This window comes from Shewanella abyssi (assembly GCF_023284025.1).
In the GTDB taxonomy this organism is placed as follows: Bacteria; Pseudomonadota; Gammaproteobacteria; order Enterobacterales; family Shewanellaceae; genus Shewanella; species Shewanella abyssi.
Window position 1 is genome coordinate 80,052 of sequence record NZ_JAKIKR010000011.1, and the last position, 18,926, is coordinate 98,977.

General features: G+C 43.7%; 15 protein-coding genes. 8 read left to right on the top strand and 7 right to left on the bottom strand.

Going from position 1 to position 18,926, the window contains the following annotated elements:
- Window positions 1-114 precede the first annotated feature (114 nt).
- The 4 genes from L2755_RS07280 to L2755_RS07295 all read left to right on the top strand — a co-directional run bounded on the left by L2755_RS07280 (window position 115) and on the right by L2755_RS07295 (window position 4,855).
- Window positions 115-405: a putative quinol monooxygenase gene (locus L2755_RS07280; RefSeq protein ID WP_248980022.1), complete on the top strand. Its 291-nt coding sequence runs from the start codon at window positions 115-117 to the stop codon at window positions 403-405.
- 110 nt (window positions 406-515) lie between these two features.
- Window positions 516-1,172: a nitroreductase family protein gene (locus tag L2755_RS07285; protein WP_248980023.1), complete on the top strand. Its 657-nt coding sequence runs from the start codon at window positions 516-518 to the stop codon at window positions 1,170-1,172.
- Between the two features lie 341 nt (window positions 1,173-1,513).
- Entirely contained in the window at window positions 1,514-2,569 is a 1,056-nt protein-coding gene (locus L2755_RS07290; RefSeq protein WP_283102746.1) for a PepSY-associated TM helix domain-containing protein, read from the top strand.
- Between the two features lie 216 nt (window positions 2,570-2,785).
- A complete protein-coding gene (locus L2755_RS07295) occupies window positions 2,786-4,855 on the top strand; it encodes a M13 family metallopeptidase (protein WP_248980025.1) in 2,070 nt (689 codons plus the stop codon).
- Window positions 4,856-4,951: 96 nt separating this feature from the next.
- On the opposite strand, the gene L2755_RS07300 is transcribed toward L2755_RS07295, so the two are convergent.
- The gene (locus L2755_RS07300) at window positions 4,952-5,200 is read right to left on the bottom strand and encodes a hypothetical protein (protein ID WP_248980026.1); all 249 of its coding nucleotides are present in this window, start codon (window positions 5,198-5,200) and stop codon (window positions 4,952-4,954) included.
- Between the two features lie 265 nt (window positions 5,201-5,465).
- Between L2755_RS07300 and L2755_RS07305 the strand changes: the two genes are divergently transcribed.
- Window positions 5,466-6,470, top strand: a complete 1,005-nt coding sequence (locus L2755_RS07305; RefSeq protein WP_248980027.1) for an HAD family hydrolase — start codon at window positions 5,466-5,468, stop codon at window positions 6,468-6,470.
- Between the two features lie 320 nt (window positions 6,471-6,790).
- Window positions 6,791-7,648: a glutathione-dependent disulfide-bond oxidoreductase gene (gene yghU / locus L2755_RS07310; protein WP_248980028.1), complete on the top strand. Its 858-nt coding sequence runs from the start codon at window positions 6,791-6,793 to the stop codon at window positions 7,646-7,648.
- Between the two features lie 107 nt (window positions 7,649-7,755).
- Here yghU and L2755_RS07315 read toward each other — a convergent pair whose 3' ends face one another.
- Entirely contained in the window at window positions 7,756-8,469 is a 714-nt protein-coding gene (locus L2755_RS07315) for a glutathione S-transferase family protein (RefSeq protein WP_248980029.1), read from the bottom strand.
- A gap of 300 nt (window positions 8,470-8,769) precedes the next feature.
- Here L2755_RS07315 and L2755_RS07320 point away from each other — a divergent pair, with 300 nt between their 5' ends.
- A complete protein-coding gene (locus L2755_RS07320) occupies window positions 8,770-10,071 on the top strand; it encodes a BamA/TamA family outer membrane protein (protein WP_248980030.1) in 1,302 nt (433 codons plus the stop codon).
- 157 nt (window positions 10,072-10,228) lie between these two features.
- Here L2755_RS07320 and L2755_RS07325 read toward each other — a convergent pair whose 3' ends face one another.
- From L2755_RS07325 to L2755_RS07340, 3 genes are all read right to left on the bottom strand, one after another.
- Entirely contained in the window at window positions 10,229-10,465 is a 237-nt protein-coding gene (locus L2755_RS07325) for a hypothetical protein (RefSeq protein WP_248980031.1), read from the bottom strand.
- Window positions 10,466-10,542: 77 nt separating this feature from the next.
- Window positions 10,543-10,692, bottom strand: coding sequence for a hypothetical protein (locus tag L2755_RS07330; protein ID WP_248980032.1), 150 nt, complete (start codon window positions 10,690-10,692; stop codon window positions 10,543-10,545).
- 579 nt (window positions 10,693-11,271) lie between these two features.
- Window positions 11,272-13,380, bottom strand: coding sequence for a winged helix-turn-helix domain-containing protein (locus tag L2755_RS07340; RefSeq protein ID WP_248980034.1), 2,109 nt, complete (start codon window positions 13,378-13,380; stop codon window positions 11,272-11,274).
- Window positions 13,381-13,547: 167 nt separating this feature from the next.
- Between L2755_RS07340 and L2755_RS07345 the strand changes: the two genes are divergently transcribed.
- Window positions 13,548-15,881, top strand: a complete 2,334-nt coding sequence (locus tag L2755_RS07345) for a CocE/NonD family hydrolase (protein WP_248980035.1) — start codon at window positions 13,548-13,550, stop codon at window positions 15,879-15,881.
- Between the two features lie 54 nt (window positions 15,882-15,935).
- Here the strand turns inward: L2755_RS07345 and norW are convergent, their stop codons facing one another.
- Window positions 15,936-17,081 (bottom strand): NADH:flavorubredoxin reductase NorW, encoded by a 1,146-nt coding sequence (gene norW, locus L2755_RS07350; RefSeq protein ID WP_248980036.1) that lies wholly within the window; start codon window positions 17,079-17,081, stop codon window positions 15,936-15,938.
- Window positions 17,082-17,104: 23 nt separating this feature from the next.
- Complete coding sequence (gene norV / locus L2755_RS07355; protein WP_248980037.1) at window positions 17,105-18,613, bottom strand: anaerobic nitric oxide reductase flavorubredoxin; 1,509 nt, start codon at window positions 18,611-18,613, stop codon at window positions 17,105-17,107.
- Window positions 18,614-18,926: the final 313 nt, after the last annotated feature.

Consider the following 18,926-nt stretch of genomic DNA (forward strand, 5'->3'; position numbering starts at 1 on the left):
AAAACTTAAGCTGTTTTTATTTTTAATGGTTAGCGTTAATATGCAGCCCATAGAAAGCACGCATCGAATGCGCAGCCGAAAACAAAAGTTTAGCTTTGAACACAGGAGTTCAGCATGGCCAATCTCACTATCGTCGCTAACATCATCGCCAAAGTAGACAGCATTGAATTAGTCAAAGCCGAGTTAATCAAGCTTATTGACATTACCCGCGCTGAAGCAGGCTGCATCAACTATGACTTGCACCAAGATAATGAAAACCCAGCCCACTTTGTGTTTTATGAAAACTGGCAATCATCTGAACAATTAACAGCACATCTGGCAAATAGTCATTTAGCTGATTACATCGCTGCCACAGAGGGCTGTATCGAGCTATTTAGCATAAATGAAATGACAGAAATTGGCTGATATATCCATCCAACCTGAAGATGCAGGATGGGTATATACGTTTTTAATCCCAACTTACAAACAATTTTAATGGGCTAGTTCAATACCACTAGCGCCATAAGGAAACTGACATGACTCACCCTATCATTACCGATTTAGCAAACCGTTACACAGCCAAAAAATACGATAGCTCAAAGAGCGTTCCACAAACTGATCTTGATGTTATTTATGAAGCAATGCGTTTATCAGCCTCTTCAATTAACTCTCAACCATGGAAGTTCATCGTTATTGAAACGGATGCAGCAAAGCAGCGCATGCATGACACCTTTGCCAATAAATTTCAGTTTAACCAACCCCATATAAAGTCAGCGTCACACATCATCTTATTCGCACACAACCCAAGCTACACCCGTGAAGACTACGCTAAAGTGGTTGATAAGGGGATTGAAGATGGTCGCACCAAACCTGAAGAGAGAGAGCAGGCGTTTGGCGGTTTTGCCTTTGTATCACTCAACACTGACGACCAGGGCAACAATGCGGCTTGGACAAAATCACAAACCTACTTAGCATTAGGTAACACACTGCATGTTCTCGCTCGTCTTGGTATAGATTCAACAACAATGGAAGGTGTTGATAGCGAACTTATCGGTGAAATATTCAAAGATGAATTAGGTGGTTTTGTCTGTGAAGTGGCCTTAGCCATCGGTTATCACCATACAGATGAAGACTATAATGCTAACTTGCCAAAATCACGCCTAAGCCCAGCAGCTGTGATGACGGTGATTTAAGCTCTACAAGAGCGCCCCATGACCCAAAAATAACACCGCTGCTGATTACTATTAGCAGCGGTTTTTTACGCCTAAAAAACAACTTTCTGCAGCAAAGCTCTCTGATATCAATCCCCTCTTCAATATTAGACATTCAAACTGCTAGCGACATCACGCGCCTTTACACTTCTTTAATTGAACTTACTAGTGAGATTGATTACCATTCGCACCTTTAAAGTTTGCTTGCTTTTTTGGTACACAAATCAGATATAAATCAATCTGTTCCTAATAACCAAAGGTAAGCTGATAGCCATAGATGTCTTGAGCGTATTGTTTGCTCAGACCGATTTGAGAGCACAATAATGAATGTCGTTTCAGCGTTAAAATGGTTCCACAATTGGATTGGTTTTTTGATTAGTATCACGATGCTAATTGTATTAACAACTGGTGTTTATCTTGGCAGTATGGATATGCTTAAACGCCTCGATAGTAAAGGCCAGCAGTATGCTCCTTTATCCATTGAGCAAAAAGCGCAGGTCACAGCCAGCTTATTTGAACGCTATCCAGAGATAAGCACCGTTCGCTTCCCAACAGAACATACTCCGTATATTCAAGCAGCGGCCAGAGGCACTAGTATCGCGCTAGATCCTGAGTTAAATGAACTTTCAGTACGCAAATTCTCTGAACTACCTATGTACAGTACTATTTTTTGGCTGCATAGAAACTTCCTACTCGGTGACTTTGGTAAATACCTTAATGCCTGGGCCTCATTGATTGGCGCCGCTATTACTCTAGTGGGTATTTACCTCTGGTGGCGCGTGCGTAAAGGATTTCGCTTAAAACACAGCATTCCCAAAAATAGTCGCTCAAGCAGCTTACTTAAGAGCCATATTCAACTTGGTCTGTTTATATCCATTCCACTGTTCATCTTGTGCCTGAGTGGTTTCTTAATCACTTATAAGAGCTTATGGACTGGCGCATTAAAATCTGCACCGCAAACAGCAATGAGCTTCCCACTGGGTCAAGCAAGAGATTGGCAAAGTCAGTTACAAACCGCGCAAACACTATGGCCAGACTCACAATTGGTCGCCATTAGTAAAGCTCGTGGCAAAAAGCCCAAAGCAGGTGAGCAACCAGCAGCAGTTAACTATAGCTATCGGTTTGATAGCCATACTGATGTGTGGTTACGAGAAGCAGATCGTATGACGATGAACTTTGAAAACGGCACCATTAAAGACGCGTTAAAGCATAGCGACAGACCACTTTCTGCCAGGGTGGCCAGCTTTGTGAGACCACTGCACGATGCGCTAAATATGCCCTTTAGTTATGTCGTCTTCATCACGTCTATATCGATCATTGGCAGCATGGCATTAATGTTTAGTGCGCTCACATTCTACCGCCGTATATTTCGTAAGTAGGCGCTAGAGTATTCATTATTCGCACAGGGCGGCTAATTCAGCTTCCCTGCTGCGGAACATCTGCCTTTGCAAACCGCTAGCCACTAAACGCTCTCCTCCACCAGTCCTCTCACTCTAAACTTTGCTAACAATTACATGGTTGACATTTTATGCCACTGCTAGAAGATGGATCCGTTAAAAAATTATAATAACTTCAGCAAGGAAGAGCATAAAATAATGAAAAAATCACTCATTGCTATTGCCCTAGCCACTGCCTTTTTGGGCGGCTGCGGCACTTCGGATGTTAACAACAGCAACGACACTACAGTCACTAAAACCGCAACAGCCCAAGCCGAACTCGGCAGCTTTGGCGTTGATTTATCTGCGCGAAATGAAGCCGTTAAACCCGGTGATGACTTCTTCATGTACGCCAGCGGCACTTGGTATGACAACTATATAATGCCCGCAGACAAGACCCGTTATGGTGCATTCACCGGTCTTGCTGAGCGCAGTGAAACACAAGTGAAAGAGATCATCGATGATATTGCCAGTCGTAGCGATCTAAATGCTGAAGAGCAATTAATTGCCGACTTTTACCAGTCATACATGGATACAGATACCATCAACAAGTTGGGCATCACCCCAATTCAAGGCACTCTTGATCAGATCTCAGCGATCAAAACAACAGATGATCTTACCAAGGTGTTTGGTCAAGCATGGCTTACAGGGGCGACCTCTCCTATCTCAGGTGGGATGTGGTTTAACCGCCTCGACCCAAATCAATATGAGATGTCTCTTGGTGCTGGCGGCCTAGGTTTACCCGACCGTTCATATTACCTTGAAGACAGCGAGCGTTTTGTCAAAATCCGTAGTGCCTACGTTAAACACATAGTAGAGATGCTGGCATTTGCAGGCGTTAAAGATGGCGAAGCGCGTGCACAAGCCATTGTTGCACTTGAGACTAAGATGGCTGAAGGCCAATGGCCACGAGAAAAGCGTCGTAACCGCGATCTCACCTTAAACCAAGTTAAGCGCAGTGACTTAACCACACAATACCCTGGCTTTGATTGGGATCTGTACTTTAGCCAAACCGGTTATGGCGTTCCTCAGTTAAATATCTCACAGCCTGAGCCGGTAAAAACCATGATCGACTTAGTCAATAGTGAGTCACTCAAGGTTTGGCAAGATTACCTAACCTTGCACACCATAAGCAATAACGCTGATGTCTTGTCAGAAGATATTTATGCCGCTAACTTTGCCTTTTATGGCAAAGAGTTAAGCGGACAGGAAGAGCCTCGTCCTCGTTGGAAACGCGCGGTATCAGAGATGTCTGGCACACAGTCATTGGGCTTTGCCATCGGCAAGGTGTATGTGAAGCGCTACTTCCCTGAATCATCTAAGCAAAAGATGTCAGTACTTGTTGAGAACTTGCGTACCGCTATGGGCCAACGTATTGATGATCTCGACTGGATGGGCGCAGAAACGAAAGTCAACGCTCATGCAAAACTGGCCGCTTTTAACCCTAAAATTGGTTACCCTGATGTTTGGCAAGAGTTTGATGGTTTAGCGCTCACAAAGACCGATCTCGTGGGTAATCTTCACAACCTACGCCAGTACTTTAAAGCCGACAGTGTGGCTAAAGAGTTGAAGAAAACCGATCGTAATCGCTGGGGCATGACACCCCAACGCGTTAACGCCTATTACAATAGCTCGTTTAACGAAATTGTATTTCCAGCCGCGATTCTACAACCACCCTTTTTCGATCCTAATGCCGATGCTGCGGTAAACTATGGCGGTATTGGTGCGGTTATCGGCCATGAAATGGGCCACGGTTTTGATGATCAAGGCTCAAAATCTGACGCTAACGGTATTCAGCGAAACTGGTGGACTGATGCTGATCGCGCCGCATTTGACGCTAAAGCCGATCAGCTAGCAGCTCAGTACAATAAGTACGAGCCGATCCCTGAAAACTTCGTTAACGGTCGCAACAGCCTAGGTGAAAACATTGGTGATGTGGGGGGTCTATCGATGGCTTACCATGCATACAAGCTCAGCCTTAACGGTAAAGAAGCACCTGTGATTGATGGCGTTACTGGCGATCAACGTTTCTTCCTTGCCTGGGCACAAGTCTGGAAAGAGAAACGCACCGAGCAAAGCATGCTCAATCAGCTTCGTGCAGGAACACATGCTCCGGGCCGTTACCGTGCCCAAGCACCGCGTAACCACGATGCTTGGTACAAGGCCTTTGATGTTAAACCAGGTGATGCGCTTTATTTAGCAGAAGATGAGCGGGTACGTATTTGGTAACGTTACCAAATAGCTAACGCAGTTTAAGCTACTTTACATTAATGCAGGTCAGTTCTGACCTGCATTTTTTATAAACGTTTTAAAAGCGGGAAGCGTTTAATGCTTACCTTTTACGCCAGTGCGAACCATCTCTTTTCCCGTTGCGAAAATTTCATCCGTTATCCAGCGCGCATGCAGTAATTTTTGGTTACTATCAAAAACGGCAACAAAGTGACGACCGTCTGCGTTGTTGGTGGCCATTCCGATCCCTTCTACCCCCACTAAACCTAATCCACCATTTTCTACTGACAGCAAAAACTGCTCTAGTTTAGCTAAGCTATCGATAACATTCTGTTCTTCACTCATCTTTATACTCTCTTGATTTTTGCGCAGACAACGGAGCTCAATATCCATATATACACTGCAATATTGTGACTATTTTAGCGCTACTAACACTGAATTTGAACTGAGTTAGCTAAGAATGGCGACTGAGTTTGAAGTAAAGCTGCCGAGCTACTTGATTTTATTCCGATTTAGAGCTTTAGTTTCTTCACAAACTAGTGTTTTTACCTGTTATTTTTAGCTGCTTTTTTTGTTTAACTGAACGTCTATAAAACTAAAGGGTTACGTTATGAAACTTCAATCTCTATCTTTGCTTGTTATGCTAGCACTCTCCTCTGCTCCAGCTTTAGCGTTGAGTTGCCAGTCAAATGACGATGTCCTAACCTCATGGGCACAAAGCGAGCGTCGCAGCGCAATTGAAGCTTTTGTAAAGGAGGTCACTAACCCGAAGAGCTCGCAGTATGTCGCCGCAAAAGATCGCATTGCGGTATTTGATAACGACGGTACCTTATGGTCAGAGAAACCTATGTATTACCAGTTGGTATTTACCATTGAACAGGTTAAAGGGCTGGCAAAAAATCATCCTGAATGGAAGACCCAAACGCCTTTTAAATGGGTACTCGAAGACGATATGGAGTCACTAATGAAAGCTGACCACCATGCATTACTCGAGCTACTGCAGGCGACCCATTCAGGGGTCACTGTTGAGGCGTTTCAACAGATAGTGCACACCTGGGTAACCAAGAGTAAAGATCAGCGCTTTAACCGTAACTACATTGATTTGACCTACCAACCGATGAAAGAGATGTTGGCTTACTTAAAAGAAAATGGTTTTAGCAACTATATCGTTTCCGGAGGCGGTACTGATTTCATGCGGGCATGGACAGAGCAAGCTTATGGCATACCTCCAGAGAATGTCATTGGCAGTAGCTTTGGCTATGACATGGTAAAACTCGACGGTAATACCCTGCTAGTGAAAAATGGCACGCTAGTGTCTAGCAATGATAAGCAGGTAAAGGTCGAAAATATTCAGCGTATTATTGGTAAAAAGCCAATACTCGCGGTTGGTAACTCCGACGGAGACCATGCCATGTTGCAGTGGAGTACCAGCCAAAATAACCCGAGTATGGCGATGATAGTGCATCATACCGATAGCGAACGTGAATGGCAGTATGACCGGGACTCATCGGTCGGCCGTTTAGACAAGGCATTAGATGAAGCTAAACAAAAAGACAATTGGCATTTGATTGATATGAAAAATGACTGGTGTACCATCTACAGTCCAGCGAAATAATACGCCGTAACTAATTATCGCCGTGACTTTGCAATCGTCGAACCAATATACGAATGTTGCTAATGTAACTAATGTAACTAATGTAACTAATGCAAAAACTAAAAGGGCTTGATTAATCGGGCCTTCTTTTTGCTCCGCTATACCGTATCACTCAATCTCTGTCGCAAAGCTTGCCACATTGATAGCCCCGCTCTGCTAGTTAGGCTAAGTTAGACGATGTGATACTTTCTCATTACCAATTTTTCTATCTACAAAGGTTTTATTCGCCATAATAAGCCCCATATCGATAGCTACTAGCGGTTAAAAAGACAGGGAAATAGATGAGCAAGCAATATACTCCAGCAACAGTTTGGACAATGGACAGTGAGAATGGCGGCGAATGGGCAAGCATCAATCGTCCTGACTCCGGCGCCAGACATGAGCAAGCACTTCCTGCAGGCAAACATCCAATACAGCTGCACTCCTTAGCAACGCCTAATGGCCAGAAAGTCACCATCATGTTGGAGGAGTTACTCGCAAAAGGGGTATCTGCAGCCGAGTACGACGCTTACTTGATTAACATTAGTGACAGCGAGCAATTCTCATCGGGCTTTGTCGATATCAACCCCAACTCCAAAATCCCCGCATTAGTCGATGATTCTGGTAACACCCCGATCAGAGTATTTGAGTCGGGCAATATTTTACTCTACCTTGCGGAAAAATTTGGCTACTTCCTCCCAAGTGATATTGCTGCACGCACTGAGACGATGAACTGGCTGTTTTGGCTGCAAGGCTCTGCGCCCTATCTTGGTGGTGGCTTTGGCCATTTTTATGCCTATGCCCCTGAAAAATTTGAATACCCAATCAACCGCTTTACTATGGAAGCTAAGCGCCAGTTAGATGTGCTTGATAAGCAATTGGCAAATAATGAATACATAGCGGGTAAGGAGTACAGCATCGCTGATATGGCAATTTGGCCTTGGTACGGCAACCTAGTGCTGGGTAAACTTTATGATGCGGCCGAGTTCCTTGACGTCGCAAGCTACCCTCACGTACAACGCTGGGCTAAGCAGGTAAGTGAACGCCAAGCGGTACAAAGAGGTCGAATCGTCAACAGATCTTGGGGTGAAGAGTGGGAACAACTCACTGAGCGTCACAGCGCTGCAGACATAGATGAAGTATTAAAAAAGCAGCCTTAATACTTAGCTTAAAATGGGCTCGCTAGTCAGCTCCACTGCGGCAGTTATCTTTAACAACTGCCGCTACGCCCAAACCACTTCAAGATGCAGGATTCAGCAGGAATGAATTAACAACAACTACTCCTTGAAGATCCACCACAACCGCTATCTTTTGCAGCATTACCGCCACCGAGATAGTTATTTTCGCTTAAATAAAACCTGGTAAAGTTCTCTTCAAACTTTTGGTGAACTGACTTTTCAGCGATACCGGACGCCATCACGTTATCAGCCCATATTTGCAGTAGCGGAAAACCAGCGAACAGCTCAGTCCCGGTATGCTTTTGTACCAAGGCTGTGCGATGGAATAGAGGCAACCAAGCCATATCAATATTGCCCAATACATCGGCACAGAAGTATTGAGTCGCGGTGTGATCTTTAAGAAATACTTCCACTTTGGCAAACGCCTTATGCATAAAGACTTGGCGCTCTTCAAAGATGTTCTTGTTACCACTTTGCATGTGGCTGCACTGCTTAAGGTAAAGCTTAGTCCCCTGATACACCCATGCCCTTTGTCTAGCACGGCACACAGACTGATTAACTTCCGGCCTTAGTAATGGGTACTCTTCATCTAGATATTCCGCTATCGCGTCGGACTCAGAGAGCGCGATGTTATCTTCTGTCATTAGAATTGGCACCTGGCCATTCGGGGCGATATCTAAAAACCATTGCGGCTTGTCTTTAAGACTGATGTATTCAATCTCATATGGCACGCCTTTAGCTTCCATCAAACCGGTAATACGCTGCACAAACGGGCAAATAATATAACTAACAACTTTCAACATTGGCTGATCCTTTTCTATCTCGTTAATAGGTTTTGCTTATAAGACGCTTAGGGACTGAAAAAGACGAAAGATAAGTCAAAAAATAGATCTGCCGCAGTGATCACCGGTTTTTAATGGGCGCTACATCCAACTTTATTCAATTCCCCCTAAAAGCCACTTCGGACGAGGTTTGTTAAGTGCTAGGCTTGCACTACATTTATCAACTAGCGGCCACTTCAGTTAATTTGATTAATGACCACCAGCTCTATCTCCGCGGCTCTTCTCCGCTTATGTATTTGACTCTAATTGCGACAGGACCTTATGAAAAAGCTGTTACTAGCTTGCCTTTTCCCGGCATATCTCTTTGCTCAACCCACTGAACATCATTCAATTAAAACTCTCCCCACCGGTGGTGACATAGCGTATTTATCTGAGAAAGAGCAAGCCGTTCAGCGTGCTAATGATTATAAAAAAGCTATCGATGACATAGATGAAAATTTAGATCACTGTACAAGCCAATGTGCACCGTTAGAGCAACAAAAAGATCAGTACCAAAAAGCATTAAAAGAGCACTCCACTAAAAATGGTTTGCCGCTATTTTCCATTTTGGGCGGGCCGGGCTATATGCCAGAAACCGGACTAATGCTCGCCGCTGGCGCCCTGTATTCATTTTCAACCAATAGGGCGCAACAAGAGTTACAGCGCTCCAGTGTCACATTAGTCGCCATTGGCAACCAGCTAGATGATGGCGTTGGCCTAGGTTTACGCTCCAAACAAAACCTGTTTTTTGATGACAATGCCATGCGCTATCTAGGTAAGTTCACCATGGGTAAGCAAAACGAATATTACTGGGGCATTGGTTATAACGCCGGAGAGGCACAACAATCGTCCGATGATCTATTGTATGAGTACAGCTTTATCAATTACGAAGGCAATTTAACCTTTGAAACCGATTACGGTTTCTATATTGGCCCGGCGTTAAGGATAAAATACTATGAGCCGAATCAAGATTCATTGCCGCAAACGGCGATAGATGACCCTAACTTTCAAGAATTTAAGGACAAGTCTTTTTCCCTTGGGTTAGGCATAGTACTCGAAAAGGACACCCGAGATTTTTCTGTGAATGCATGGAAGGGGCATTTCCTCAGTTTTGAATATACCGTTTACTCTCAAAAAATTGGCAGCGATAATGACTATCAAAAATTAGCGCTAAACTACCGTTACTATTACTCATTTTCCGTTGGCCGCGTACTCGCTTTTTACAATGCGTATCAATGGAGTCAAGGCGACGTTCCCTACTATGACATGCCAACCTTAGGCGGGCAGGACTCCCTAAGAGGTGTTTATAGAGGCCATTACCGCGACAAAAATACCATCGAACATAGCGTTGAGTATCGACATACATTTAAAGATAGTAATGGTGAACTGACGAGACACGGTATGACGGTGTTTACTGGGATAGGTTCTATCGCAGACAGCCCTAATCAACTCTATGAAGATATCATTTTCAGCTATGGCCTAGGGTATCGCTATGAGCTACAACCGAGAATGAATGTCAGGGTCGATTACGGTCGAAATGCAACGGAGAGCGGGTTCTATTTGACCTTCAATGAAGCATTTTAACAAGAACAGGCGCTAAAGATCCGAGCGCTGAAGTGGAAGATGCGTACCGCAGCTGGATTCAAATCGGTGGCCGAGGCAGAAACCATCATAGTCGGTGTCGAATGATGGCAAGTGTTTTCACCATTAAAAAACTGGGGTATAGGATCAAACTAGGTGGTTATTTTGATTTATTAATCTCGGCCTCGCGGCTAACCAAAATAAAGGTCAGATACATTTTTGTCGGCAGTGACAGCACCATGCCTAGCGCAATACACATTGCACTGATGATAATCCCTGTTACGCCCATCGCTTCTATCGACTCGCTAAAATTATGCAAGTAAATACCGAGTAGGATCAACAACAGGCCCATAAATATGCATATTTTTAAAATCAATATCAGCTTTGCATCCGTCACATCTAGCCTCCTCAAAATTAAGTATTATTCCATACACTAATATTGAATCTATTTGACTTGCAGCATGTTGACCAAGATCAAAGTTGAAAAGCTGAGTCTAACCCTTTAACAGATGAACGTTCAATATTAGCCAACGCAAACATCGCTGTTGCAACGGCAGTAATCGTCGCTAAGAAGCGGCAGTCTATGTAGCACAAAGCACATATTGCCACAGTCGAGTCGGCCATCGAGATTTTCATCTTATTAGCAGGAAAAACCATCACTTAGTTAGTTTTTAATCTTGTCAAATGGAGGAGCCAGAATCGCTAATCACATTGGCTTTGATTTAGATCAATGAGCGCCTACGCCTTTTCAGGTCTCATAAGGGTGAGCTGAGTCACAAATACAGAACGCCACAACACCGCAAGGCTCACACATTCGATGACTTTATGTCTTTTCATAATAAATGAAATGTAAAATTTAGAGGTGCCTGATGGAACTACTCCCAAATTGTTATACTGATCTTTGCGTCAATGGAAAATGGTTTCACTACGATCATGGTGCAAGCTCAGTATTCATGCTAAATGGCAGCAAGCCACTCTCATTCGAACTCAATTCACTTCCTAAAACGGAAGATGAGCTGGAAACACATTTAAGCCATATATCCACGAATCTGATTTAAGCTAAAGCCTCCATTCTATGGAACATATATGGGCCGTATGCGGCCCAATTCAGCTAAAGTCATTCGCTATAACGGCGTATGTTTAATTCGCTTTTACCAGTGCCCTTCAACAAACACTAGGGCGGAAGCTGCCGTCAGAAGGTAATTAAAGTTCAAGTCGTTTAGTTTGGTAAATGTTGGCATTAATCTGCTGGTTTTGACCATATAAAAGTTGCTCATTTGCGATGTCAAAACGCTCAATGTCTGTATCAACCAATGTCATCAATACATTAGAATCTTCAAAATAAGCTAGAATTTTACCGCTACCATCATCGCGTTCAAACCACACCCACAGATCGCCTCTTCTCTTTAAATTGAAATGCCGACCACTAATCAACCTATTTACCGGTATCTTTTTTTCGATGACAGGACTTTTGTACTCGCCAAAGTACAGTTGGTTTTTTTGATCAAGCCATAAAGTGTTGTCCGAAATGGGGTGATATTGAACAAACTGCCATCTAGCGTCTTCAGCTAAAGATTGGCGGTTTTTTATTTGATAAGAGTAAACCCGCCATTGTCCATTTTCTCTAATACTATAGGCGACTTCCGATGGGGATTTAAATGAAACACCGCGGATCTCTGTTTGTGGAATATCAAGTACTTCAAATTGCCCTGTTGACTGATCGATTAAATGGAGCTCATTTAACGTTAACGCCAATATATATTGCCCCTCTGGAGCCCAGATTAAATCAATATAATGACGACTGTCATTGAAGTGAGTGAGTTTCTTTCGCCTCGTTTTGTCGATATCAGTTAACCAAATTTCTTCACTTCCAGTCGCTAGACTTACATAAGCTATTTGACTACTGTGATAAGAAAATGAAGCTAACCGCTCATCTACAGAGTTATTCGCAACCACCTTCTTTTTATTCGTAACAATATCAGCTATGTACACGTTCTCATTATTGCGACCTGAAGAGAACAGATAATCGCGACCATTGGAATGTCTACGAGGATGGCTTATTTGCTGGCTACCTGAATGGATAACGCGTTGGTCTTTGCCACTTAAGCTATAGCTGAGTAATTGATGCGCCGGATGCTCCCCCATGAGTACAACCCGATCACCATCATGATCCCAGATACCACAACAAATATAAGCATCTTGCTTAAATAATAACGACAGCGTATTACTGGCTAAATCGAGAGAATAGAACCCCTCCCATTGCTGTTCATCTGGGGAGGAGATGAGTAACTTGTTCTCGGTTGGGTGTAGGTCAAACTGGCTGTTGCCGCCTAAGAACAGTTCAGGTTGATTTAGTCTCTTTGTTTTTGCTGCTGTAAGGTTAATTTCAAACAAAGAATAGGGAGCCGAGCCACCTTCACTTTCACTGTAGATCAATCGACTATTATCATGGGTAAAAGCAATTTTTCCATAGCTACCCGCGGGGCAATCATGAATGAGACGCGGTGCGCCGAGCTCCAAGCCATTAATACTGCGCAGGTAGTATTGGCATAGCTGCGGTGTCGCCACCAAATATACTATCCATTGGCCATCAGCGCTCCAATCTGCGGGACCGACTCCCAAATTGTCCCCGTGAGAAATTTCAATCACCTGCTCTTTGACCACATCTTTTATCATTAGGTGCATGCGGTCTTGTTTTGCAGACATGTAGGCAACACGTGTTCCATCAGGTGAAAATTTGGCAAATAGCTCATCACCAACATCAGTTGTCAACGCTTTGGCGTAGGTTGAGTACGTAGGCGGATGCTGCATAAAGCCGGTAACAAAATAGGCCCCCACAGCCGCGAGGATGCACAGAGCAACTAACAACCATGGCTTTATCGATGGAGCGGAAAACATCTTTGAAGGAGCGGCACCTATAACCTCATCAGCCTTAATGGGCTGCGTTGCCATTACAAATTCATGCTCTCGTCCCATTGACTCTGGCGTTTGGGTTTGCTCTAAAATGGGGAGCACTGCTGCAATGAACTTATAGCCTTTTTTAGGAAACGTGGCAATAAAGCGAGGCTGCCTAACATCATCAGCAAACGCTTTTCGCAGCTTAGTGATCAATTTACTCACCGCATTGTCACTTACAATACGGCCTAACCACACTTGTTCAATCAGCTGATCTTTACTGATAATTTGATCCGTATGTAGGCAAAAATAGCGTAATAACTCCACCATCATAGGCTCTAATTGCACTGTTTTCTTGGCAGCGATTAACGTTTGCCGTTGATCACAAAAGACGAACTGTGCGATTTGCCAACGCATTTAGACACTCATAAAAAAGGAAATTAGCTGGAAAATAACACGCCAGCGCGCCTTGGTCATCAAAAGTCATCAAAAGTCACACGTTTTTCACTACTAATCCGTCATTTTGCATAACAATACCCTCACATAAAGAAAACGGTATACATCAAGCAATTTAAGGATAAATTATGGACAGGGTACATCATGACTCTAGGCTGCACGGCTCTGCTTTTACACTATTAATCTATATGGTGCTGTTGACAGCTTTTTCATTAAGCATCAGTCCGCTACAGGCAAGTGAGAAGCCAGCAACATACACAACACCAACATTATTGACGTTAGCGTCAATGAATAACCGTGACGATGCATTGGATCTATTAACGCAAGTAAAATTTCAGCAGCAGCTTGCTCAACTGGCTAAACAACTTTCCACAGACGTAATACTGCAACAGAATATGTTCAATAAAGTAGGGTTACTTTCAGTGCTAGAAAAGCATCACAAGCTGCTCGAAGTCGTAGCGAAAAATAGCAATGCTATCACCTACTCGCATTATACTTTACATAGTCAAACTCAATTAGATATTGCGCATTCAGAGAGGCTTCAATTTGCCAAATCCTTAACTAAAACGCTTCGCCATAGTTTTGCCAATATGGATGATGAAGCACTATTCCAAATGAGTAGCGCTTTGGGCTGGTCGGTGTCAGGGGCACAAGACTATGTTTACAATGTATTTAAGCGCTATAAAGACTTACCGACCTTAAATACCGATCAAGCAATTGATTTAATTGTTAATAGTCACATTTATCAGGTTCTATCACAAGTCATCCCGGTTAGCCAAACCTTGTTACAAATAGAAAATAACAGACGCTATACCATCTTACCCAACATCTTGATAAAAGGTGCTAACGGGGTGGAACTATCCGCAACCGTGGTCAGAAAGAAAAATGTAGCAACAAAGCGTACCAGTGCACTGCAATTTACGATTTATGCAGACGAAGCTGCGCATATAAAAACCGCCATTCATGCGGCTTCACACGGATATATTGGCATTATAGTCAACTCTAGAGGCAAGCGATCAAGCTCGAATGAAATTGTTCCTTGGGAACATGACGGCAAAGATGCAACACTTGCCATTGACTGGATAGCTAAACAGCCTTGGAGTGACGGTAACGTTGTGATGTACGGTGGCAGTTATAATGGGTTTACCCAATGGGCAGCGGCAAAGCATATGCCCCCAGCCCTTAAAGCCATCGCCCCTTATACGGCAGCGAGCCCAATAACCGGATTACCCTACGAAAACAACGTGGTATTAACAGGTAACTACCAATGGGCTTTTCACGTTACCAATAACAAGACCATGGATAATTCCGTCTATAGCAATTGGCAGCAATCGGAACAACTGCTAACGACACTGTTTGAGAGTGGCCAGGCTATCTCAGAACTAGATAAAATTGATGGCAAACCTAATCCATGGTTTAACAAGTGGTTAAAGCATCCAAGCTTTGATGCTTACTATCAAGCTATGGTGCCCTTCCAAACTGAGTACGCCAACATCAATATCCCTGTTTTAAGTATCACAGGATATTTTGACGGTGGACAGATATCGTCAATCGACTATCTAAAACGGCATTACAAATACAATAAGAATGCAGATCATACATTACTCATTGGCCCCTATAATCACGGCACAGCACAAGGTATTCCGCGCTCACATCACAGCAACTATCAACTCGATGACGTTGCACTGGAAAAAGACACTGAAGAGATCGTATTTCAATGGTTCGACCATCTGCTTTTTCAAAAAAAGAAACCACGGCTTTTACAGGACAAGATTAACTATCAACTAATGGGCAGTAACTCTTGGCGCCACAGCGCTTCATTTGCCGAACTCAATAAACAAGCTGTAACCTATCACCTAACAACTTCAATCAATAGCGATGGCCACTATTTACTGTCAACTCAAGCCGAAATTAGTGACAATTTTGTAGCACAAGAAGTTGATATGGCAGATAGAACGACCCAGCATAACCTAGCCCCATGGCCTGTAATTCAAGCTCAGCTTAATGAGCCTAACGGGCTCATCTTTATCACTGACGCCTTTAAGACCCCCCAAGAGCTGGCCGGAGCAATCACTGGAGAGTTTAAAATTGCAGTCAATAAAAAGGATGTCGATATTGGTTATAATTTTTATGAGATGGATAAGAGCGGCAACGTATTCCATTTGAATAATTATCGCAGCCGAGCAAGTTATGCTCAAGATATGAGTCAGCGCCAATTATTAACGCCAAATACTAAAACCATCATTCCAATTGTTAATGCCCGCATGACTGCAAAACTACTCGAGGCAGGCAGTCGATTGATCATAGTGTTAAACGTAAATAAGAATACTGATGCTCAAGTGAATATGGGGTCAGGAAAAGAAGTGAATATAGAAACGATTGCCGATGCAGGCGAAAAACTCAATATAAAATGGTTTAACGATAGCGAAATCAATATCCCCTTAAAGCCATGGCACCCTTAACCGCACCAGTAAGCCAGTAAGCTTACCGGCATTACTGGCTATCTGAAACAGCTATCACGCTGCCGACAGTTTCCTTAGCAGCGAAAAAGCCTGCTTAGCATTTTCATCGGTCACCACAAAGCCTGTCATGTTGTTTTGAGCATCAAAAGCTTCTGCCGTCACGCCACCCTTATCAAAACCCACTCTCCATGAGGAATCAGTATTAAACTTACCACCCACTTGGATTGGATATGACGGCGTTTTTACTTTTACCATCATTGGCGGGAAGCTCAACTGCGATGATTGCCCTAATAGCTGCTTTGCCAGTGCATTGGCACTGAGTATTATAGGCTGAAGAAAAGCCATCAGCTTGCCATTGATCTCGGCGCAGTCCCCTAAGGCATACACATTATCGGCCGATGCTTTAAGTTGCGCATCAACCACAATGCCATGTTTAATCTCAATTCCTGCTTGCTGCGCTAACTGCGTGTTAGGACGCAAACCAGCAGCTGAAATAACGCAATCAACATCAAACACTTTACCTGCCTTGGTGGTCACCATAAACGCTTGTTCAGACGCAGATGGCGCTATTGTGGTCACGTAGTCATTGAGTTCGAGTGTCATTCCACCATCGCGCAACGGCTGCTCCAACTTCAAGGCGACAAAGTCTGGTGCGACATTGGCAAGCAAGCGGCTATTAGGCTCAACAACTATCACCTCTTTGCCACTGGTTTGCAGATCCATCGCCAGTTCAACACCAATCAGCCCACCACCCATAATGAGTATACGAGCAGCCTGTTTTAACGCTTGCTGCGAGCGACGATATTCAGACAAACTATTCAAGGTGATAATGCTTGCTGCACCATCTCCTTTAACCGGAGGAACAAAGGCATTAGCTCCTGTGGCAAAAATTAGTTTTGAGTATTCATAGCGTTCGCCATTGGCATAAAGGCACTGCGCCTGCGTATCCACCCGCTCTACCCGTGTATTGGCCAGTAGCTCAACCTGATACTGCGCGGCAAAGTCAGCGCCTGATTGCAGAATTAGCGCGTCTGCATCTTGCTGTTTTGAAAATACATGGCTCAAATCGGGCTTATTATAATCATCGCCATCATCCGCCGTAAAAACCTGAATAGCGAGAGTCGTATCTTGCCTACGGATGTTCTTTATCAATTGATATGCGGCAAAACCACTACCAATAATTACCATCGGTGCTGTCATTCCTGCTTCCTCTACTACGTCAACTAAACGTTATGCTCAACAAACACATCTTTGCCTAAGTTACACTCAGGGCAAAGGAAATAATCAGGGAGATCAGACCATAGCGTTCCAGGCTCAACATCTTGGTTTGGTTCTCCTTTTGCAGGATCATAAACCCAATTACACACGGTACAGATCATGCACTGACAAGCAGAAGAATGAGCTGCAACATTGTCATTAGTAGAATCGACTGGTACAGCTTGCTCAACAACGGCAGTATCTGCCAGCGCCGGCGTCGTTGCCACTTTCTTTGCTATCACTTTAATGGGATTAATCGCTGGAGTATCCGTTAATGGATGCAAGGCCCACTGCTTAGCAATTTGACGGCCATGCTCACGACACTCGCGCATCGCGTTACCATCTGGACGCCATTTGGTTTTCAAGCCAATCGCGGTTTCAAAACCGGCGTCCATTAGGCGAGTGTTAATACGATCGACGGCGCCACCGTTCCAACCATAACTGCCAAATGCAGCCGCTTTTTTGCCTCTAAATCTGAGTCCAGTGATCTCTTCCAGCATGGCAGCAATTTTCGGCATCATCACATTGTTCATCGTCGACGAACCTACCAAGACACCTTTTGAGCGGAAGGTATGCGACAGGATCTCGTTCTTATCATGCTTAGAAACATTAAACACCTTAACCGCAACAGCAGGATCGACGTCGTGTATGCCTTGGGCAATGGCATCGGCCATCATGCGAGTATTGTTCGACATTGAGTCGTAGAAGATAGTGATTTTGTCCTCTTGGTAGCTATCGGCCCACTCGAGATATTGGTGAATGATCTGGGTTGGGTTATCACGCCATACAACACCGTGAGCGGTCGCAATCATATCCACCGGTAAATTGAAGCTTAAAACTTCGTGGATCTTAGCCGTGACAAGGCTGCTAAAAGGCGTAAGGATGTTTGCGTAATAGCGCAAGCACTGCTCTTTAAGCTCGTTTTGATCGACTTCATCGTTAAACAGATGCTCGTCGCAGTAATGCTGACCAAAGGCATCATTACTGAATAGAACCGCGTCTTCCGTCATGTAGGTCATCATGCTGTCAGGCCAATGCAACATTGGCGCTTCGATGAAAATAAGTTGCTTACCGTTACCAATATCCACACTGTCACCGGTTTTAACTATTTTGAAATTCCACTCTGGGTGATGGTGATGACCCACAATAGAATCAACCGCCGCTTCGGTACAATAAATCGGCGTACCCGGAATTTTCGCCATCAATTCAGATAAAGCGCCAGAGTGATCTTCTTCCGCGTGGTTCATTACAATAAAGTCGATGCTGTTGAGATCAATTTCCATCTCTAGGTTTTGCACAAACTGATGACTAAAGCGGTGATCAACGGTATCTATCAATACCGTCTTTTCTTCACGAATGAGGTAGCTGTTGTAGCTTGTGCCTCTGGTCATTTTATATTCTGTACCATGGAAGTCCTGAACTTCCCAATCTCGTTGACCGACCCAATGAATGTTGTTTTTTACATGAATTGTCATTAGCTACACCCTAAAAATATCAAATAAGTTTTAATTTCTAAGCTGTGTATAGCACTAACCATGCCAAAAATGTAAATAACTGAAACTAAACAGTAAAGATAGAAACACCTTTAAGGCGACTGTCAATATGACAGTGAATAATAGTGTCTTAAAAACACCGCGACTGTCATAAAGACAGCTCACATAATAGTCATTATGACTTATACCAATTACATTAAAGGTATGATCTAATAAGTCACCATTAATAAACCGTAAAACTTATGAAGTTCCCTGATTTTGCATCACTCGCTAAAAATGAAAAAGTAGCACGTAA

Coding starts and splice junctions, on each gene's coding strand:
- L2755_RS07280 (WP_248980022.1), top strand. CDS start 115: ATGGCCAATCTCACTATCGTCGCTAACATCATCGCCAAAGTAGACAGC.
- L2755_RS07285 (WP_248980023.1), top strand. CDS start 516: ATGACTCACCCTATCATTACCGATTTAGCAAACCGTTACACAGCCAAA.
- L2755_RS07290 (WP_283102746.1), top strand. CDS start 1,514: ATGAATGTCGTTTCAGCGTTAAAATGGTTCCACAATTGGATTGGTTTT.
- L2755_RS07295 (WP_248980025.1), top strand. CDS start 2,786: ATGAAAAAATCACTCATTGCTATTGCCCTAGCCACTGCCTTTTTGGGC.
- L2755_RS07300 (WP_248980026.1), bottom strand. CDS start 5,200: ATGAGTGAAGAACAGAATGTTATCGATAGCTTAGCTAAACTAGAGCAG.
- L2755_RS07305 (WP_248980027.1), top strand. CDS start 5,466: ATGAAACTTCAATCTCTATCTTTGCTTGTTATGCTAGCACTCTCCTCT.
- yghU (WP_248980028.1), top strand. CDS start 6,791: ATGAGCAAGCAATATACTCCAGCAACAGTTTGGACAATGGACAGTGAG.
- L2755_RS07315 (WP_248980029.1), bottom strand. CDS start 8,469: ATGTTGAAAGTTGTTAGTTATATTATTTGCCCGTTTGTGCAGCGTATT.
- L2755_RS07320 (WP_248980030.1), top strand. CDS start 8,770: ATGAAAAAGCTGTTACTAGCTTGCCTTTTCCCGGCATATCTCTTTGCT.
- L2755_RS07330 (WP_248980032.1), bottom strand. CDS start 10,692: ATGGCCGACTCGACTGTGGCAATATGTGCTTTGTGCTACATAGACTGC.
- L2755_RS07340 (WP_248980034.1), bottom strand. CDS start 13,380: ATGCGTTGGCAAATCGCACAGTTCGTCTTTTGTGATCAACGGCAAACG.
- L2755_RS07345 (WP_248980035.1), top strand. CDS start 13,548: ATGGACAGGGTACATCATGACTCTAGGCTGCACGGCTCTGCTTTTACA.
- norW (WP_248980036.1), bottom strand. CDS start 17,081: ATGACAGCACCGATGGTAATTATTGGTAGTGGTTTTGCCGCATATCAA.
- norV (WP_248980037.1), bottom strand. CDS start 18,613: ATGACAATTCATGTAAAAAACAACATTCATTGGGTCGGTCAACGAGAT.